A 14,168-nucleotide genomic window follows, 5' to 3' on the forward strand; every position below is an offset into this window, starting at 1 on the left:
AGGCGTGCGTGCTGTTGATTTGATGTCATCCCCGGTCTACGTCGTTACAACGACCGATAACGTTGCCTACGCGCGAAACATTATGCTCAGGCACCGCATATCCAGGCTGCCAGTTATGGAGGGAGAGGAACTCAGGGGTATCATCACCAAAAAGGATATCGCCTACAGGCTCAGGCAGGCAGAGCCCATCTGGCGGCGGCGGCCGATCGACAGTATCCCTGTCGAAGTCCTGATGGTGCCCGACCCGATCACCATAACCCCTGAAACCAGCACCCGCGATATTGCGGCCATCATGCTGGATAAGAACATCTCCGGGGTTCCTGTCGTTGAAAACGGGACGGTTGCCGGCATCGTCACCAAACGGGATATCATGAGATCGGCGTACCTGCGGGGGCTCAAAGCCACGGTCGGCGAGGTAATGGGGGAAGCGGTCACGGTCAACCGCTACCACTCACTTGATCATATAATCGAGACGATGAAATCAAAAAACGATAAGGTTATTGTTGTCAACGACGACGGGAGCCTTGCCGGCATAATTACAGAGACCAATCTCGCATTTTACGACTACCTGAACGAGCGGATGGAACTACCCAGAAAAGAGGTTAAGCTCCTGCGGAGAAGCGAGCCGGCAGGGCAGAAACGTTACAGGTACGTCGTTGAGGTATCGGCGGTTGCAGAAGACGTCATGAGCAGACCGGTCATCACCATCGCTCCCGATGCACCTCTGCAGGATGCGGTCGGGCTGATGCTGGAAAAAGAGATCAACAGCCTTGCTGTCGTTGAGGATGGCGAGATCCGGGGGCTGCTCAAGAGAGATGATATCATCAAGGAAGTGGCAAAATGAGCGAGAAATTTCAGTTACTCGTAAAAGATGTGATGGCAAAACCAGTTACCATCGCAAAGTCTGCCTTTGTCAGCGAAGCGCTCGATAAGATGCTCGATGAGGGTGTCGACCCGCTCATCGTGACCAACAATGGCACGGTCATCGGTACCACATCCCGCGCGGCAATAGCCGAGACGCTCGGGAGCAGGAAGACTCAGTCGCTGAAGGCCACGTCCATCCATGTCGCAAACACCGTTGAGGAAGGCTTCACCTCTGTCTATCCCGACCAGGGTATCGACGTTCTGGTACCGCTGCTCCAGCACTACAAGGTTGTCGTGGTCTTTGACTCAGATCACCGCCTCATAGGCCAGGTGGCGGCGGGCGACCTCCTGAAGGTGCTCCGGCCGGCAGGCGGCGTCCTTGATGTCATGGAACCGGTATACACCATACAGGGGGACGAACGCACCGTCCACCTCCGCAGGAGGATGCTTGATGAGGGGATCGACCGTTTCATCGTTGAGGAGGGGGATACCGTCATCGGGATTGTTACAGAGACCGATGTCGCAAGAGCGCTCCATGCACTCAAGGATCTTGTTGAAGGAACCCACCAGGACTACCGGATCAGGAACCTCCTGGTGCGGGACATCATGAGCACGCCGGTGATCACGGTGGACGCGGATGCAGACGTCTCCGATGTCATCGACCTGATGCTCAAGAAGAACATCAGCTCCGTACCAGTCAAGCAGAACGGCAGGATCGTGGGTATCATCACCCGGAACTCTCTTGTGAAGGCCCTGTGATCGGGCAGGCACCACTTTTTTACTACCTTTTCACGGCGAAACAACGTCGCCCCGCGTGGACAAAAGGCCGGAGTTTCACGAAGCAGCGTGATCAACAGGCCTTATGAAGACCTTCCGGGGATGGTGGCGAGCGGGATCTTTCAGGGAGGTTTGAAGCAAGGCGCCGGAGGCGCTTTCCTGGCAACGTGTCTATAGGGAATCACCCCGCGGAGGAGGAGGGGGAAGAAAGTTCCCAGCCCCATGTCTCGGTGTGTCATTGAAACCTCTCTCGCTGACCCATCCCCTTCCAAGGGGGCGGGCAGTGAGGGGCGATTCTCCCGATGGCCGTGTCCTGGGATCGGAAGAATGATTCCAGGGAGTGCCAGGTGAGATCACGAAGCGACGGTCATCTCGGCACTGTATCGAGGGGGAATCGCCAGCCGCAGAGGGTGGAAAGGAACTTCCCAGACCCCGGCCCATGCATCTCACCGGGATACCCTCTTCCCAGGGAAGAAAAACACCTCTCCTCCAGCATCCGGCGGCAATGTGAAACGCTCGCCAGGCCGCCGGAGCACCAATCATTAATACAGCACAGCCAGAAACAGGTATCAGGATCTTTCCATGAAACCAACGCAGCCTGTCAAACCGAACGAGAACGTAACGGCCCTCCTTGAGTCCATGAGCATGACCGGCTTCCAGGGTAGAAAACTCGGCGAGTCGCTCGGCGTCTGGACAAGGATGATCACCGATCCAGACTGCACTATATTCATGGGCCTCTCTGGTGCGATGATCCCGGCAGGTATGCAGAACGTGCTCATCGACCTCGTCAGGCATCGCTACGTCGACGTCATAGTCTCGACGGGTGCAAACATCTTCCACGACACCTGCGAGCACCTGGGCATCCGACACTACATTGGCCATCAACATGTGGACGACGCGGCGCTATTTGAGGAAGGGATCGACCGCATATACGACGTCTTCGCCTACGAAGAGGAGTTCCGGAGCGTCGACGCCGAGATCGCCAGGTTCGCCGGGAGCATTGCCCCGTTCCAGGGCTCATCACGTGAGTTCACGCACCGCCTCGGAGACTGGCTCCGCGAAAACCGGCCTGAAGGGCAGTCGCTCATCGCCACCTCTGCAGAATCCGGCGTCCCGATATTCATCCCGGCACTCTGCGACTCATCCATCGGGATCGGGCTGGTGATGGCACGTCGACGCGGGGTCAGGATAGAGATCGACCAACTCGCCGATACCGATGAGATCAGCCGCATGGTCGAGGGTGCAGGAAAGACCGGTGTGATCTATATCGGCGGTGGGGTGCCGAAGAACTTCATCCAGCAGACCCAGGTAATAGCCTCAATACACGAACAGAACCTCGGCGGGCATGCATATGCCATCCAGTACACCACCGACGCACCTCACTGGGGCGGGCTCTCCGGGTGCACATTCGAAGAGGCGATCAGCTGGGGCAAAGAGGCGCCGGAATCGGCCCGCGTCCAGTGCTTCTGTGACGCAACGATAGCACTCCCCATCGTTGCCTCGGGCCTGATCGGGAGCGGGGTCAAACGGGCCCGCCGCGCACCGTAAACCGTGCCCGCCGGAGTCCTGCGCCGTCCCGGCGATCGGCCGAACCCCACCGCGGGATCAGAGAGGAGTATGAAACGCCGACCACAACCCGATCCCGCGTAAACAGGGAGAAGATTCACGGAGTTGACCGCAGGGGTCACCTCACCACAATAGTTATTAGTCAACCCCGCAAACATAACTAGGCATAAGCCATAGAATGCTGTGTCTGGAGCAACACCTTCGGTGTTGCGAGTGTCGAAAGATGCGAGATTCTATGTTGAGGTAGCCAAGCCTGGTATGGCGCAGGTTTGCTAAACCTGTGTCCCTCTGGGACTCGAGGGTTCAAATCCCTCCCTCAGCGCTTTCACCGACGATGTCGATGACGAGGCGATCACATGGATGATGAAGAGATAAAGTACTTTGTCCGGATCAGGAACACTGATCTCGACGGCACGAAAACGGTGCAGATCGCACTGACAGGGATCAACGGAATCGGTCACCACACATCCCGCACCATCACCACCCTTGCTGGTGTGGATCCGCATGCCGTCCTCGGTAAACTCGATGACCAAACCATCGAACGGATCGCAGACGCGGTCGAGACCTACACCGGGCAGGTTCCCGAATGGATGGTCAACCGCCCAAAAGACGTCTATACCGGAGAGAGACGCCACCTCCTGGGGACGGATCTCAGCCTGGCAATCGAAGACGACATCAACCGCATGAGAAAGATGCGGTGTTACCGTGGCATCAGGCACGAGACGGGGCAGAAAGTCCGCGGCCAGCGCACCAAGTCCACCGGAAGAACCGGCATGACCGTCGGTGTCCGGAGAAAGAAGGCCTGAACGGTGATTGAATGGCATATCCAGGAAAAAACCACAAGCAGTATGCAACACCCAAGCGCCGGTTCGAGAAGACGCGGCTCGATGACGAGAAGCAGCTTATCATCGATTACGGACTGCGAAACAAGCGCGAACTCTGGAAAGCCCAGAGCATTCTGCGGAAGTATCGTGCTGCCGCCCGTGAACTGGTGGCTCTCAGGTCGGCGGGTATAACCCCCGAGATCTACCAGACGAAGAAAGACCAGCTCATCAGCCACCTCTACCGCTACGGTCTCGTCGGAGATAACGCCGATGTGGGCGACGTTCTCGCCCTCAAGGTAGAACAGCAGCTCGACCGCCGACTCCAGACGCAGGTGCTTCGCAAGGGGCTCGCACGCACCCCAAAACAGGCCCGACAGTTCATCACCCACGGACACATTGCGATCGGCGGCCAGCGTGTGACGGTGCCGGGCTACCGGGTCACCAGGGAAGAGGAACCGGAGATCGGCTACTACGGCGTCTCCCCCCTCACGAACGAAGTCCACCCGGAGAGAGGGCGCATCACCCGCGCAGGAGTGAGGTAAAACCATGGCAGAAGAGAAATGGGGCATCGCACACATCTACGCCTCGTTTAACAACACCATCATCACCATAACCGACCTCTCAGGGGCGGAGACGGTCACGAAGAGCAGCGGCGGCATGGTCGTGAAACAGGACCGAAACGAGAGTTCCCCCTACGCCGCCATGCAGATGGCAACACAGGTCGCACAGAACGCACGCGAGAAGGGAATCACCGGCGTTCACGTTCGTGTTCGGGCACCGGGACGCGGGAAACAGCGCAGCCCCGGGCCCGGCGCCCAGGCAGCGATCCGTGCCCTCGCCCGTGCAGGGATGAAGATCGGCCGCATCGAGGACGTCACACCGGTGCCGCACGACAGCATCCGCAGCAAAGGCGGCCGGAGAGGAAGGAGAGTGTAATGGAGATAGCGTTTTCTCGACTGGACGAGAGAGTCGCAAAGTTTACCCTGGGCGGCGTTTCCACGTCGTTTGCCAACATGTTCCGGCGGGCGATGATGAGCGAGGTGCCGACACTTGCCATTGAGAACGTCCGCATCTACGACAATACAAGCGTCCTCTTCGACGAGATGCTGGCACACCGCCTGGGGCTCATCCCCCTGCGGACGGATCTGGAACATTACAGGCTGCGCAGCGAATGCACCTGCGGAGGTGCAGGATGTCAGTTCTGCACGGTTACCTACACGCTCTCCGCCGAAGGGCCAAAGACCGTCTACTCGAGCGACCTGATCCCGCAGGACCCGGATGCCGCACCAGTCGAGGAGAAGATCCCGATCATCGAACTTTCAAATAACCAGAAGGTCGTGCTCGAAGCCCAGGCAGTACTCGGGACCGGAAAGGAGCATGCCAAGTGGCAGGCTACAACCGCCTGCGGCTACAAGAACTATCCGGTAATAACCATCGACGAGCGGTGCGACGGCTGCGGCATGTGCCTCGAGGAGTGCGCCCGCAACGTGCTGGAAGCAGCAGATGGACGTGTCAGGGTCGTCAATGGGCGGCTGGAGTCATGTTCCCTCTGCAAACTCTGCGAGCGGGCGTGCCTTGCAGGTGGGATCGGTGACGAGCCTGCCATCCACATCAGCACCGACCCGGAGAGGTTCATTTTTGTGGTTGAAAGCGATGGTTCGATGCCGGTCGGTGAGATCATCGAGAGAGCGCTACAATACATCCAGAAACAATCAGGAGACCTGGTAGACGTTATTAATGAGATAACGGGAGAGGGGATGTAATGACAAAGACTACTGCAAACAAATCAAACCCCCGGCTGACCGCTCTCATCGCGACGCTGAAAGAGGCGTCGCGTGCAAATGAGGCGAAAATCTGGCGCGAGATTGCAAAGAGGCTGGATGCACCCCGGAAGAATTATGCCGAGGTTAACCTCAGCAAGATCAACCGCTACGCAAACGAAGATGAGATAATCCTTGTGCCGGGCAAGGTTCTCGGCAGCGGTGTGCTCAGCCTGCCGGTGAAGATCGCCGCCATTGACTTTTCCGAGACTGCGGTGAGCAAGATCACCAGCGCCAGGGGCACGTGCATGACCATCGAAGACCTTGTTCGAGAGAACCCGAAAGGGAGCAGGGTACGGATCCTCAGGTGAAGCAGAATGGTTCAGGTTATCGACGCAGATGGATTACTGCTCGGGCGGATGGCCAGCATCGTCGCACAGCGTGCGCTTGCCGGTGAGGAGATCGCCATCGTGAACGCGGAAAAAGCAATCGTCTCAGGGAGCAAGGCCCGGGTCCTCGCAAACTACACCCGCAAACGCGAGCGTGGGTCGCGTGAGGGAGGGCCGTTCTTTCCGCGCAGGCCAGACCAGATCGTCAAGCGCACCATCCGCGGGATGCTACCCTACAAGCGTGAGCGTGGCGCAGCCGCACTCAAACGGATCAGGGTCTACGTCGGGGTTCCGGCGGAGTTCAGCGGAATGGATATGGAGAGAATCGAGGCGGCGCATATCAACCGACTGAGCAGGCCGACTTACGTAACGGTCGGGGCAATAAGCACCCAGCTCGGAGCTAAATACTGAAACATGGTGATTGGATGGTAAAGATCGTAAATTCAAGCGGTAAGAGGAAGACAGCAATTGCCAGGGCGACTCTGAAGCCCGGCAACGGCCGTATCCGGATCAACTCTGTGCCCCTGGAGATCTACGGGAGCGAGGTGATCAGGATGAAGATCGCTGAACCGCTGCTGCTGGTTCCAGACGCACTCGACGACGTTGATGTCGCGATCGAGGTCTCCGGCGGCGGTAGAATGGGGCAGGCCGAGGCCATCCGGACAGCACTCGCGCGCGGCATCCTGGAGTGGCATAACGACCCGCAGATAAAGGATGCGTTCCTGTCGTATGACCGGACACTGCTCGTGAACGACTCGCGGCAGAAAGAGACCAAGAAACCGCAGGGTCCTGGCGCACGGGCGAAGTTCCAGAAGTCTTATCGCTGAGGAAAAGAGATATAAGGAATACTGGACAACAGGTATGATACCCGTACGATGTTTTACATGCGGTAAGGTCATTTCCACCGCCTGGAAAGAGTTCAAGGAGCGGCGAGATGCAGGCGAGGATCCCAAACAGATCCTCGACGATCTCGGTCTGGAACGTTACTGCTGCAGGCGGATGCTGCTGACGCACAAAGAAGTGGTGGAGGACCTGAACCCGTATCAATGAGGGGTCGTGGGGTAGCCTGGCCATCCTACGGCGTTCGGGATGCTGTGACCTGAGTTCAAATCTCAGCGACCCCATTTTGCAATTAATGATTTTGAGGCTGCACGATGGAATCGTATACCCGGTATGAACGGGCTCGAATTATAGGGGCTCGTGCTCTTCAGATCTCGATGGGTGCACCCGTTCTGGTAAAGACCAGAAAGACTGAGCCGCTTGAGATTGCACTCGAAGAGTTCGAGCGAGACGTGATCCCCATAACAGTGAAGAGGAAGTTGTGATCTGATGACGACCATCGAAGAGATTACCCTGAGAACAATCCTGGACAGCCGCGGAAACGAGACCGTTGAGGCTGATATATACACATCCCGCGGTTTCGGCCGGGCTGCGGCACCCGGTGGTGCCAGCACAGGAACCTATGAAGCAAAGGTGCGGCCGCCGCGCGAAGCCATCGAGAACGCGCGGGAACACCTGATTCCATCGCTAATCGGGGAGGACGCCTGCGATCAGATCACGTTTGATGCACTGCTCCGGGAGATCGATGGAACACCCGATTTCAGGTCGATCGGCGCAAACGTCGCCGTCGCACTCTCGCTTGCATGTGCAAAGGCGGCTGCATCGTCACTCGACCTGGAACTCTTCCGCTACCTTGGAGGTGCGTTCGCTTCCGAGACACCGCTGCCGCTTGGCAACATCATCGGCGGAGGTGCACATGCACCGAACGCAACGTCCATCCAGGAGTTCCTGGTGGTCGCCACAGGGGCTTCCGGAGCGACAGAAGCCGTATTTGTGAACGCCGCCGTCCATAAGACCGTGAAGAAGATCCTGCAGGCGCAAGGCAAACTCACCGGAAAAGGAGATGAAGGCGCCTGGGCGCCGGCGATAACCGATGCGGAGGCGTTTGAGGTCCTGGGAGAGGCGATTGGAATCGTCTCGGATGAGACGAACCTCGAGATCCGTATGGGGATCGACATGGCAGCAAGCGAACTCTGGGACGGCGAGCACTACCGCTACAGGGATGCTGTGCGGAACCGTGATGACCAGATCACCTACGTGGCGGATCTCGTCGACCGCTACAACCTCGTCTACGTGGAGGACCCATTCTTTGAGGAGGACTTCGAGGCGTTTGCAGACCTGACCGCCAGCGTCCAAGACCGGTGCCTGGTCTGCGGTGACGACCTCTTCGTGACCAACGTCGAGCGGATCATACAGGGGATCGAAACAGGCGCGGCAAACTGCGTCCTGATCAAACCAAACCAGATCGGAACACTCACCGATACCTTTGAGGCGATACGCCTCGCCGATGAGAACGGCCTGGAGACAGTAATGAGTCACCGTTCCGGAGAGACAACCGACGCGACCATAGCGCACCTGGGAACGGCGTTCGGATGTATCTTCCTAAAGACCGGGGTGGTCGGCGGGGAGCGGATAGCCAAACTGAACGAACTGATTCGAATAGAGGAGCTGATCTAACTTGACCGGAAACGAACTTGAGATCGAACTTAAAGAACCGCTGGTATCCGTCGAAGAGTATCTGGCGGCAGGCGTGCACATCGGCACCCAGCAGAAGAGCAAGGACATGATGAAGTTCATCTACCGTGTCCGCGGTGATGGACTCTACATCCTGGACATCCAGGCAACCGATGATCGGATCAAGACTGCTGCAAAGTTCCTTTCGCAGTATGACCCTGCAAAGATCCTGGTCGTCACCTCCAGACAGTACGGGCAGTACCCGGCAAAGATGTTTGCCGATGCCATAGGCGGTATGTCGGTCATCGGCCGGTTTATTCCGGGGATGCTGACCAACCAGCGCCTGAACAAGTACATCGAGCCCGAGGTGGTTGTGGTGACAGACCCGATCAGCGACGCCCAGGCGGTTAATGAAGCTGTCCAGACAGGGATCCCCGTTGTCGCGCTCTGCGATACCAACAACATGATGAAGTACGTCGATCTGGTCATACCGACGAACAACAAGGGCAGAAAGGCGCTCTCGCTGATATACTATCTCCTGACAAAGGAGATGCTGCGCCTGCGCGGCGTGACCACATCGCTCACCCCCGAGGACTTTGAGACAGAGTTATAAGATCAAAGCACAAGACCACACCCTTGATGGATATGCGCCGATGCAGTGTAGCGGGGATGTTCTATCCTGCTGAGCCCAGCCACCTGGAGCAGCTCCTGGAGGCATTCTTCCGGAACAAAAATCCAGATATCTCAGCCAACGGCATAGTCTCCCCCCATGCCGGTTATATCTACTCGGGGGAGACCGCGGCCTGTGCCTTCTCTGCAATACAACCTGATTTTGACGGTACATTCGTCGTTATAGGTCCCAGTCATCATGGATACATGACCTCTGCCTCCGCAATGCCCTGGGAGACGCCTCTTGGGATCATCAATGTCGATACAGAGTTTGTCGACGCACTTGATCTCAGGATAGACGAGACCTCGCACCGGAGCGAGCATTCACTTGAGGTGCAGATGCCCTTCATCAGGTACCGGTTCCCCAGGGCAAGGATCGCGCCCATACTCATGGGAGACCAGAGTTACGAGGCTGCGATGGGTCTTGCGGAGCACCTGCTCGACGCGATCGGCCACACCCGGCGGGATGTGAGGATCGTCGCCTCAAGCGACTTCTCTCATTACGTTCCAGAGGTGGTGGCACGGCGGCAGGACCTGCATGTGATCGAGGCGCTCGAAACCCTTGACATACCTGAATTCTACCGGCGGATCATCGCGACCCGGGCAACCGTCTGCGGCTACGGCCCGATCGCGACCATGTGCACCGTCTGCAGGCATCTCGGTGGAAAGAGGGGGGCGCTTCTCCGGTATACGACCAGCGGCGATGTAACGGAGGATTACAATCAGGTAGTGGGGTATGCAGCGATAGCGGTGGTGTAATTTGGCAACCTGGAGCGCGCCGGGCAAGGTCTTCCTGTTCGGCGAGCATGCGGTGGTCTACGGGAAGCCGGCGATCGCGATGGCGATCAAGCCCCGTGTCTTCGTCACGGTGAGGAAGTCCCGGAACCCGACGCGCCCGAAATCGCCATACATCAACGAGTGTTTCAGGGTGATGGGCGTCCGCGGCAGCGTCTATGTCCGCTCGCAACTCCAGAGTTCGTCAGGGCTCGGGTCATCGGCCGCTGTGACCGTGGCGACGCTCTCTGCCATCAACGATGAGTTCAACCTGGGGTATAGCCGCGAGTATATCGCTGAGACTGCGTTTGCCATCGAGAAAAAAGTTCAGAAGGGCCGGGCAAGCCCAACCGACACTTACGTCTCGGCAAACGGGGGGATGGTCCTGATCACGGGTGAGTCCAAACGTAGACTGCCGCCGGAGAACCTCCACCTTGTTGTGGGAAACACCATGGTGCCCCACAGCACCGCAAAGATGGTGGAGCAGGTCGCGAACCTGCGGCAGCACCATCCCACAATAGCAAACCCGATACTGGACGCAATCGGGGAGTTGACGCTTGCTGCCATTCGCGAGATGAGCAACCCGAAGGAACTCGGGCAGTACATGGATATGAACCATGCGCTCCTGGAGGCGCTCGGTGTGGGTCACCCGGCAAGCAGCCGGCTTGTTCTGGCGGCAAGGGCGAGCGGGGCTTACGGGGCCAAGATCACCGGGGCTGGAGGCGGCGGATCGATCATCGCCCTCTGTCCCAGACGTGCAAAGAACCGCGTTGCCGGGGCGATCGAGGCCTGTGAAGGAAGGGCGATAATCACAACCATAGACACCGACGGTGCGAGAGAAGAGAAGCATGACTGAGAGAGTGGTACTTAAACTGGGCGGGAGCGTTATCACCGACAAATCGGGGGGCTGCACCATCGATCACGCCCGGCTGCGCGAGATTGCAGAAGTTCTCGCCGCACACCGGGAGATTGCGCTCGTCCTGGTCCACGGCGCGGGCTCCTGCGGCCACCCGGAGGCCCGGCGCTACCGGGTCGATGAGGGGCTCGGCCGGGATAACCTGCCCGGGGTCTACCACACCCATGCCGCGGTCTCGCGGCTGAACGCCGCGGTCGTCGAGGCCCTGCGGGAGGCAGGGATCGAGGCGATCGGCATTCATCCCCTCTGCCTGGCACTCGCAGAGGACGGCCGCCTGGTCTCGTTTGAGACCCGCCAGATCGCCGGGATGGCAGATCACGGTATCGTGCCCGTGCTGCACGGCGACGTCGTGATGGACACCCTGCGGGGTTCGTGCATTGTCTCGGGTGACCAGGTGGTGGCTAGGCTTGCCTTCGCTCTCGGGAGCAGGCGCGTTGGGCTTGCAACCGATGTTGCCGGTGTGCTCAGAGGAGGATCTGTTATCCCCCGCATCGACCGGGAGATCCTGGAATCGCTCGATGTAGGCGGGTCGGCAAAGACCGACGTGACCGGGGGCATGCGGGGCAAGATCGCTGAACTCCTGATACTGGCCGATGCCGGTATCGACTCAGAGATCTTCCATGTCTCGCAGATCGGCCGGTTCCTGGACGGAACAGATCACGGCGGGACAGTAATAACCAGAAAGGAGTAAAAAATGAGAAGGGATACCGCCACATCCTCACGGAAACGCGATCACCTGGAGATATGCTATGAGCAGCCTGTTGAGGCAGGTGATGCAGGATTCGGGGATGTGCGGCTTGTTCATAATGCCATCCCTGAGTGCGACATGGATGCGATCGATCTAAAAACACGGTTCCTCGACGCAAAACTCGATTCCCCCCTTTTCATTGCAGCAATGACCGGAGGACACCCCGACACCCTGGAGGTGAACCGGCGGCTGGCACGTGCCGCCGAACGGTATAACCTGGGTATGGGTGTCGGTTCTCAGCGAGCGGCACTGGAAAATCCGGAACTTGAAGGGAGTTTCACCGTCGTGCGGGAGGAGGCGCCCCACGCGTTCCTCTGCGCCAACCTCGGGATCATCCAGCTGCGCGACCACGGCATCGAATGGGCTGAACGGGCGGTTGAGATGATCGATGCGCAGGCGATCGCGATCCACGTCAACCTGCTCCAGGAGGCGATCCAGCCCGAAGGCGATCACAGCGCTGTCGGGTGCCTGGAGGCGTTGCGCGGCCTCTGTGAAGAGTTCTCCCGTCCGGTCATCGTGAAGGAGACGGGTTCCGGCATATCGGCCGAAACCGCAAGGAAGATCTTTGGGGCCGGAGCAAAAGCCATCGATATCGGCGGCTACGGAGGCACGTCGTGGGCGAAGATCGAACGCCTGCGGGCAACCGCCCCTGAACTCGCTGAACTCGGGGAGGCGTTCCTCTCCTGGGGGATACCGACGGTGGTAAGCCTATGCGAGGTGCGGAGAGCAGGAGGCCCGACCATCGCGACAGGGGGGTTGCGTTCGGGGATCGATATTGCAAAATCCCTTGCTCTCGGGGCGGACCTCGGGGGTATGGCATTGCCCCTCCTGAAACCGGCGATGGAGAGTGAAGAAGCCCTATCTGCAACCATCGAGGGGATACACCGCCACCTTCGCGTGGCGATGTTCCTGACGGGGTCCCTAACGGTAGCGGATCTCCGGCACACCAGGACGTATATCACCGGCCTGACCAGGCAGATGATTGAATCAAACGACAAAACAAAAGATCCTGCAAGGAGGCTACATGGATATTGAGATCATAACAGTTGGCGGTTTTAACGAGGTCGGTAGAAATATGACCGCCGTCCGCTGCGGAAAAGAGATTGTCATCTTTGATATGGGGCTGCGCCTCGACCAGGTGATGATCCATGAGGATGCTGATATCGAGAATATGCATTCCCTGGACCTCATCGAGATGAAGGCCATCCCGGATGACACCATCATGAACACGGTCGAAGGGAGTGTAAAGGCGATCGTCTGTTCGCACGGGCACCTGGACCACATCGGTGCGGTACCAAAACTGGCACACCGCTACGACGCCCCGATAATCAGCACACCCTACACCACGGAACTGATAAGGCAGCAGATCGCCGGCGAACAGAAGTTCGGCGTGAACAACAAACTGTTTGCCCTGAAAGCAGGACAGCGTTACACCATATCCCCACACCTGACGATCGAGTTTGTGCGGAGCCAGCACTCGATCATCGATACGGTCATCCCGGTCCTGCATACGCCAGAGGGTGCGGTGATCTATGCAAACGACTTCAAACTGGACAGGACACCCGTGCTCGGAGAACCACCGGATTTCGCCAGGCTGCGGCAGATCGGTAAAGAGGGTGTCCTCGCTCTCATCACCGAGAGCGTCAACATCGCAGATAAAGGACGCTGCCCGAGCGAGAAGATCGCAAGGGACCTCGTCCGGGATACCATCACGAGTTACGAGGATGACAGGAGCGCGCTGATCGTCTCGACCTTCTCCTCACACATCTCCAGGATCAAGACCATTGCGGAGTGCGCCCACGAGATCGGGAGAAAACCAGTTCTCCTCGGGCGTTCGATGGAACGCTACGCCACAGCAGCTGAACAGTTAAAACTGGTCGGGTTCCCTGAGTCCCTCTCGATATTTGGCAACCGGCGGACGGTCGACCGGACGCTTCGACGGATCATAAAGACCGGAAAGGACAAGTTTGTCCCGATCGTCACGGGTCACCAGGGTGAGACAGGCGCCATCCTGACACGGATGGTGATGGGCGATACCCCGTTCAAGCTGGAGAAGGGAGACAAGATCCTCTTCTCGGCCAAGGTGATCCCGAACCCGATGAACCGGGGGCAGCGTTACCTGATCGAGGCCCGCGCCAGGATGGCAGGGGCCCGGATCTTTGACGATCTACACGTCTCCGGCCATGCTTACCGTGAGGATCACTATGAGTTCGTCCACCTCCTCAACCCCCAGCACATCATCCCGTCACACGGCGACATCGACATGACAGGGGAGTACGCGAACTTCGCGGAGGAAGTCGGGTATACGCTTGGAAACGACCTCCACCTCCTCCGGAATGGGGGCAGACTGCTGATAAAGTAGGAGAT

19 protein-coding genes and 2 tRNA genes are annotated in these 14,168 nt (G+C 58.4%); all 21 read left to right on the forward strand.

Features of this window, described 5'->3' with window-relative positions; all coding sequences use genetic code 11:
• Window positions 1-4: 4 nt before the first annotated feature.
• Entirely contained in the window at window positions 5-844 is an 840-nt protein-coding gene (locus R6Y96_RS08655) for a CBS domain-containing protein (protein WP_318620923.1), read from the forward strand.
• A complete protein-coding gene (locus R6Y96_RS08660; RefSeq protein ID WP_318620924.1) occupies window positions 841-1,623 on the forward strand; it encodes a CBS domain-containing protein in 783 nt (260 codons plus the stop codon). Before R6Y96_RS08655 ends, R6Y96_RS08660 begins: the two co-directional genes overlap by 4 nt.
• Window positions 1,624-2,223: 600 nt before the next feature.
• Complete coding sequence (locus R6Y96_RS08665; RefSeq protein ID WP_318620925.1) at window positions 2,224-3,189, forward strand: deoxyhypusine synthase; 966 nt, start codon at window positions 2,224-2,226, stop codon at window positions 3,187-3,189.
• A 255-nt stretch (window positions 3,190-3,444) separates the two neighbouring features.
• Window positions 3,445-3,529, forward strand: a tRNA-Ser gene (locus R6Y96_RS08670).
• Between the two features lie 34 nt (window positions 3,530-3,563).
• The gene (locus R6Y96_RS08675; protein WP_318620926.1) at window positions 3,564-4,013 is read left to right on the forward strand and encodes a 30S ribosomal protein S13; all 450 of its coding nucleotides are present in this window, start codon (window positions 3,564-3,566) and stop codon (window positions 4,011-4,013) included.
• 11 nt (window positions 4,014-4,024) lie between these two features.
• Window positions 4,025-4,573: a 30S ribosomal protein S4 gene (locus tag R6Y96_RS08680; protein ID WP_318620928.1), complete on the forward strand. Its 549-nt coding sequence runs from the start codon at window positions 4,025-4,027 to the stop codon at window positions 4,571-4,573.
• 4 nt (window positions 4,574-4,577) lie between these two features.
• A complete protein-coding gene (locus R6Y96_RS08685; protein WP_318620929.1) occupies window positions 4,578-4,967 on the forward strand; it encodes a 30S ribosomal protein S11 in 390 nt (129 codons plus the stop codon).
• Entirely contained in the window at window positions 4,967-5,794 is an 828-nt protein-coding gene (locus R6Y96_RS08690) for a DNA-directed RNA polymerase subunit D (RefSeq protein ID WP_318620930.1), read from the forward strand. Before R6Y96_RS08685 ends, R6Y96_RS08690 begins: the two co-directional genes overlap by 1 nt.
• Window positions 5,794-6,162 carry a 50S ribosomal protein L18e gene (locus R6Y96_RS08695; RefSeq protein ID WP_318620931.1) on the forward strand — a complete coding sequence of 123 codons (369 nt, stop codon included), beginning with the start codon at window positions 5,794-5,796 and terminating at the stop codon, window positions 6,160-6,162. The genes R6Y96_RS08690 and R6Y96_RS08695 overlap by 1 nt, the downstream gene beginning before the upstream one ends.
• Before the next feature lie 6 nt (window positions 6,163-6,168).
• Window positions 6,169-6,591 (forward strand): 50S ribosomal protein L13, encoded by a 423-nt coding sequence (locus tag R6Y96_RS08700; RefSeq protein WP_318620933.1) that lies wholly within the window; start codon window positions 6,169-6,171, stop codon window positions 6,589-6,591.
• A 14-nt stretch (window positions 6,592-6,605) separates the two neighbouring features.
• On the forward strand, window positions 6,606-7,007 hold the full coding sequence (locus tag R6Y96_RS08705; RefSeq protein ID WP_318620935.1) for a 30S ribosomal protein S9: 402 nt from the start codon (window positions 6,606-6,608) through the stop codon (window positions 7,005-7,007).
• A 34-nt stretch (window positions 7,008-7,041) separates the two neighbouring features.
• Window positions 7,042-7,230 (forward strand): DNA-directed RNA polymerase subunit N, encoded by a 189-nt coding sequence (locus tag R6Y96_RS08710; protein ID WP_214022396.1) that lies wholly within the window; start codon window positions 7,042-7,044, stop codon window positions 7,228-7,230.
• Window positions 7,231-7,304 (forward strand) — tRNA-Pro (locus tag R6Y96_RS08715).
• Between the two features lie 30 nt (window positions 7,305-7,334).
• Complete coding sequence (locus R6Y96_RS08720) at window positions 7,335-7,505, forward strand: DNA-directed RNA polymerase subunit K (RefSeq protein WP_300237548.1); 171 nt, start codon at window positions 7,335-7,337, stop codon at window positions 7,503-7,505.
• Between the two features lie 4 nt (window positions 7,506-7,509).
• The gene (eno, locus tag R6Y96_RS08725; RefSeq protein WP_318620940.1) at window positions 7,510-8,697 is read left to right on the forward strand and encodes a phosphopyruvate hydratase; all 1,188 of its coding nucleotides are present in this window, start codon (window positions 7,510-7,512) and stop codon (window positions 8,695-8,697) included.
• A gap of 1 nt (window position 8,698) precedes the next feature.
• Window positions 8,699-9,307: a 30S ribosomal protein S2 gene (rpsB, locus tag R6Y96_RS08730; RefSeq protein WP_318620942.1), complete on the forward strand. Its 609-nt coding sequence runs from the start codon at window positions 8,699-8,701 to the stop codon at window positions 9,305-9,307.
• 26 nt (window positions 9,308-9,333) lie between these two features.
• Complete coding sequence (amrB, locus tag R6Y96_RS08735; protein WP_318620944.1) at window positions 9,334-10,122, forward strand: AmmeMemoRadiSam system protein B; 789 nt, start codon at window positions 9,334-9,336, stop codon at window positions 10,120-10,122.
• A gap of 1 nt (window position 10,123) precedes the next feature.
• A complete protein-coding gene (mvk, locus tag R6Y96_RS08740) occupies window positions 10,124-10,993 on the forward strand; it encodes a mevalonate kinase (protein ID WP_318620946.1) in 870 nt (289 codons plus the stop codon).
• Complete coding sequence (locus tag R6Y96_RS08745) at window positions 10,986-11,744, forward strand: isopentenyl phosphate kinase (RefSeq protein WP_318620947.1); 759 nt, start codon at window positions 10,986-10,988, stop codon at window positions 11,742-11,744. The genes mvk and R6Y96_RS08745 overlap by 8 nt, the downstream gene beginning before the upstream one ends.
• Window positions 11,745-11,747: 3 nt before the next feature.
• A complete protein-coding gene (gene fni, locus R6Y96_RS08750) occupies window positions 11,748-12,836 on the forward strand; it encodes a type 2 isopentenyl-diphosphate Delta-isomerase (RefSeq protein WP_318620949.1) in 1,089 nt (362 codons plus the stop codon).
• Window positions 12,826-14,163, forward strand: a complete 1,338-nt coding sequence (locus R6Y96_RS08755; RefSeq protein WP_318622514.1) for an RNase J family beta-CASP ribonuclease — start codon at window positions 12,826-12,828, stop codon at window positions 14,161-14,163. The genes fni and R6Y96_RS08755 overlap by 11 nt, the downstream gene beginning before the upstream one ends.
• Window positions 14,164-14,168 lie beyond the last annotated feature (5 nt).

It is taken from the genome of Methanoculleus receptaculi (assembly GCF_033472595.1).
In the GTDB taxonomy this organism is placed as follows: Archaea; Halobacteriota; Methanomicrobia; order Methanomicrobiales; family Methanoculleaceae; genus Methanoculleus; species Methanoculleus receptaculi.

Bases quoted from the DNA above. Each gene is read 5' to 3' on its own strand.
- R6Y96_RS08705 (WP_318620935.1), top strand. From the start codon at position 6,606: ATGGTAAAGATCGTAAATTCAAGCGGTAAGAGGAAGACAGCAATTGCC.
- eno (WP_318620940.1), top strand. From the start codon at position 7,510: ATGACGACCATCGAAGAGATTACCCTGAGAACAATCCTGGACAGCCGC.
- R6Y96_RS08660 (WP_318620924.1), top strand. From the start codon at position 841: ATGAGCGAGAAATTTCAGTTACTCGTAAAAGATGTGATGGCAAAACCA.
- amrB (WP_318620944.1), top strand. From the start codon at position 9,334: ATGGATATGCGCCGATGCAGTGTAGCGGGGATGTTCTATCCTGCTGAG.
- R6Y96_RS08665 (WP_318620925.1), top strand. From the start codon at position 2,224: ATGAAACCAACGCAGCCTGTCAAACCGAACGAGAACGTAACGGCCCTC.
- R6Y96_RS08675 (WP_318620926.1), top strand. From the start codon at position 3,564: ATGGATGATGAAGAGATAAAGTACTTTGTCCGGATCAGGAACACTGAT.
- R6Y96_RS08720 (WP_300237548.1), top strand. From the start codon at position 7,335: ATGGAATCGTATACCCGGTATGAACGGGCTCGAATTATAGGGGCTCGT.
- R6Y96_RS08745 (WP_318620947.1), top strand. From the start codon at position 10,986: ATGACTGAGAGAGTGGTACTTAAACTGGGCGGGAGCGTTATCACCGAC.
- R6Y96_RS08700 (WP_318620933.1), top strand. From the start codon at position 6,169: ATGGTTCAGGTTATCGACGCAGATGGATTACTGCTCGGGCGGATGGCC.
- fni (WP_318620949.1), top strand. From the start codon at position 11,748: ATGAGAAGGGATACCGCCACATCCTCACGGAAACGCGATCACCTGGAG.
- R6Y96_RS08680 (WP_318620928.1), top strand. From the start codon at position 4,025: ATGGCATATCCAGGAAAAAACCACAAGCAGTATGCAACACCCAAGCGC.
- R6Y96_RS08685 (WP_318620929.1), top strand. From the start codon at position 4,578: ATGGCAGAAGAGAAATGGGGCATCGCACACATCTACGCCTCGTTTAAC.
- R6Y96_RS08695 (WP_318620931.1), top strand. From the start codon at position 5,794: ATGACAAAGACTACTGCAAACAAATCAAACCCCCGGCTGACCGCTCTC.
- R6Y96_RS08755 (WP_318622514.1), top strand. From the start codon at position 12,826: ATGGATATTGAGATCATAACAGTTGGCGGTTTTAACGAGGTCGGTAGA.
- R6Y96_RS08710 (WP_214022396.1), top strand. From the start codon at position 7,042: ATGATACCCGTACGATGTTTTACATGCGGTAAGGTCATTTCCACCGCC.
- R6Y96_RS08690 (WP_318620930.1), top strand. From the start codon at position 4,967: ATGGAGATAGCGTTTTCTCGACTGGACGAGAGAGTCGCAAAGTTTACC.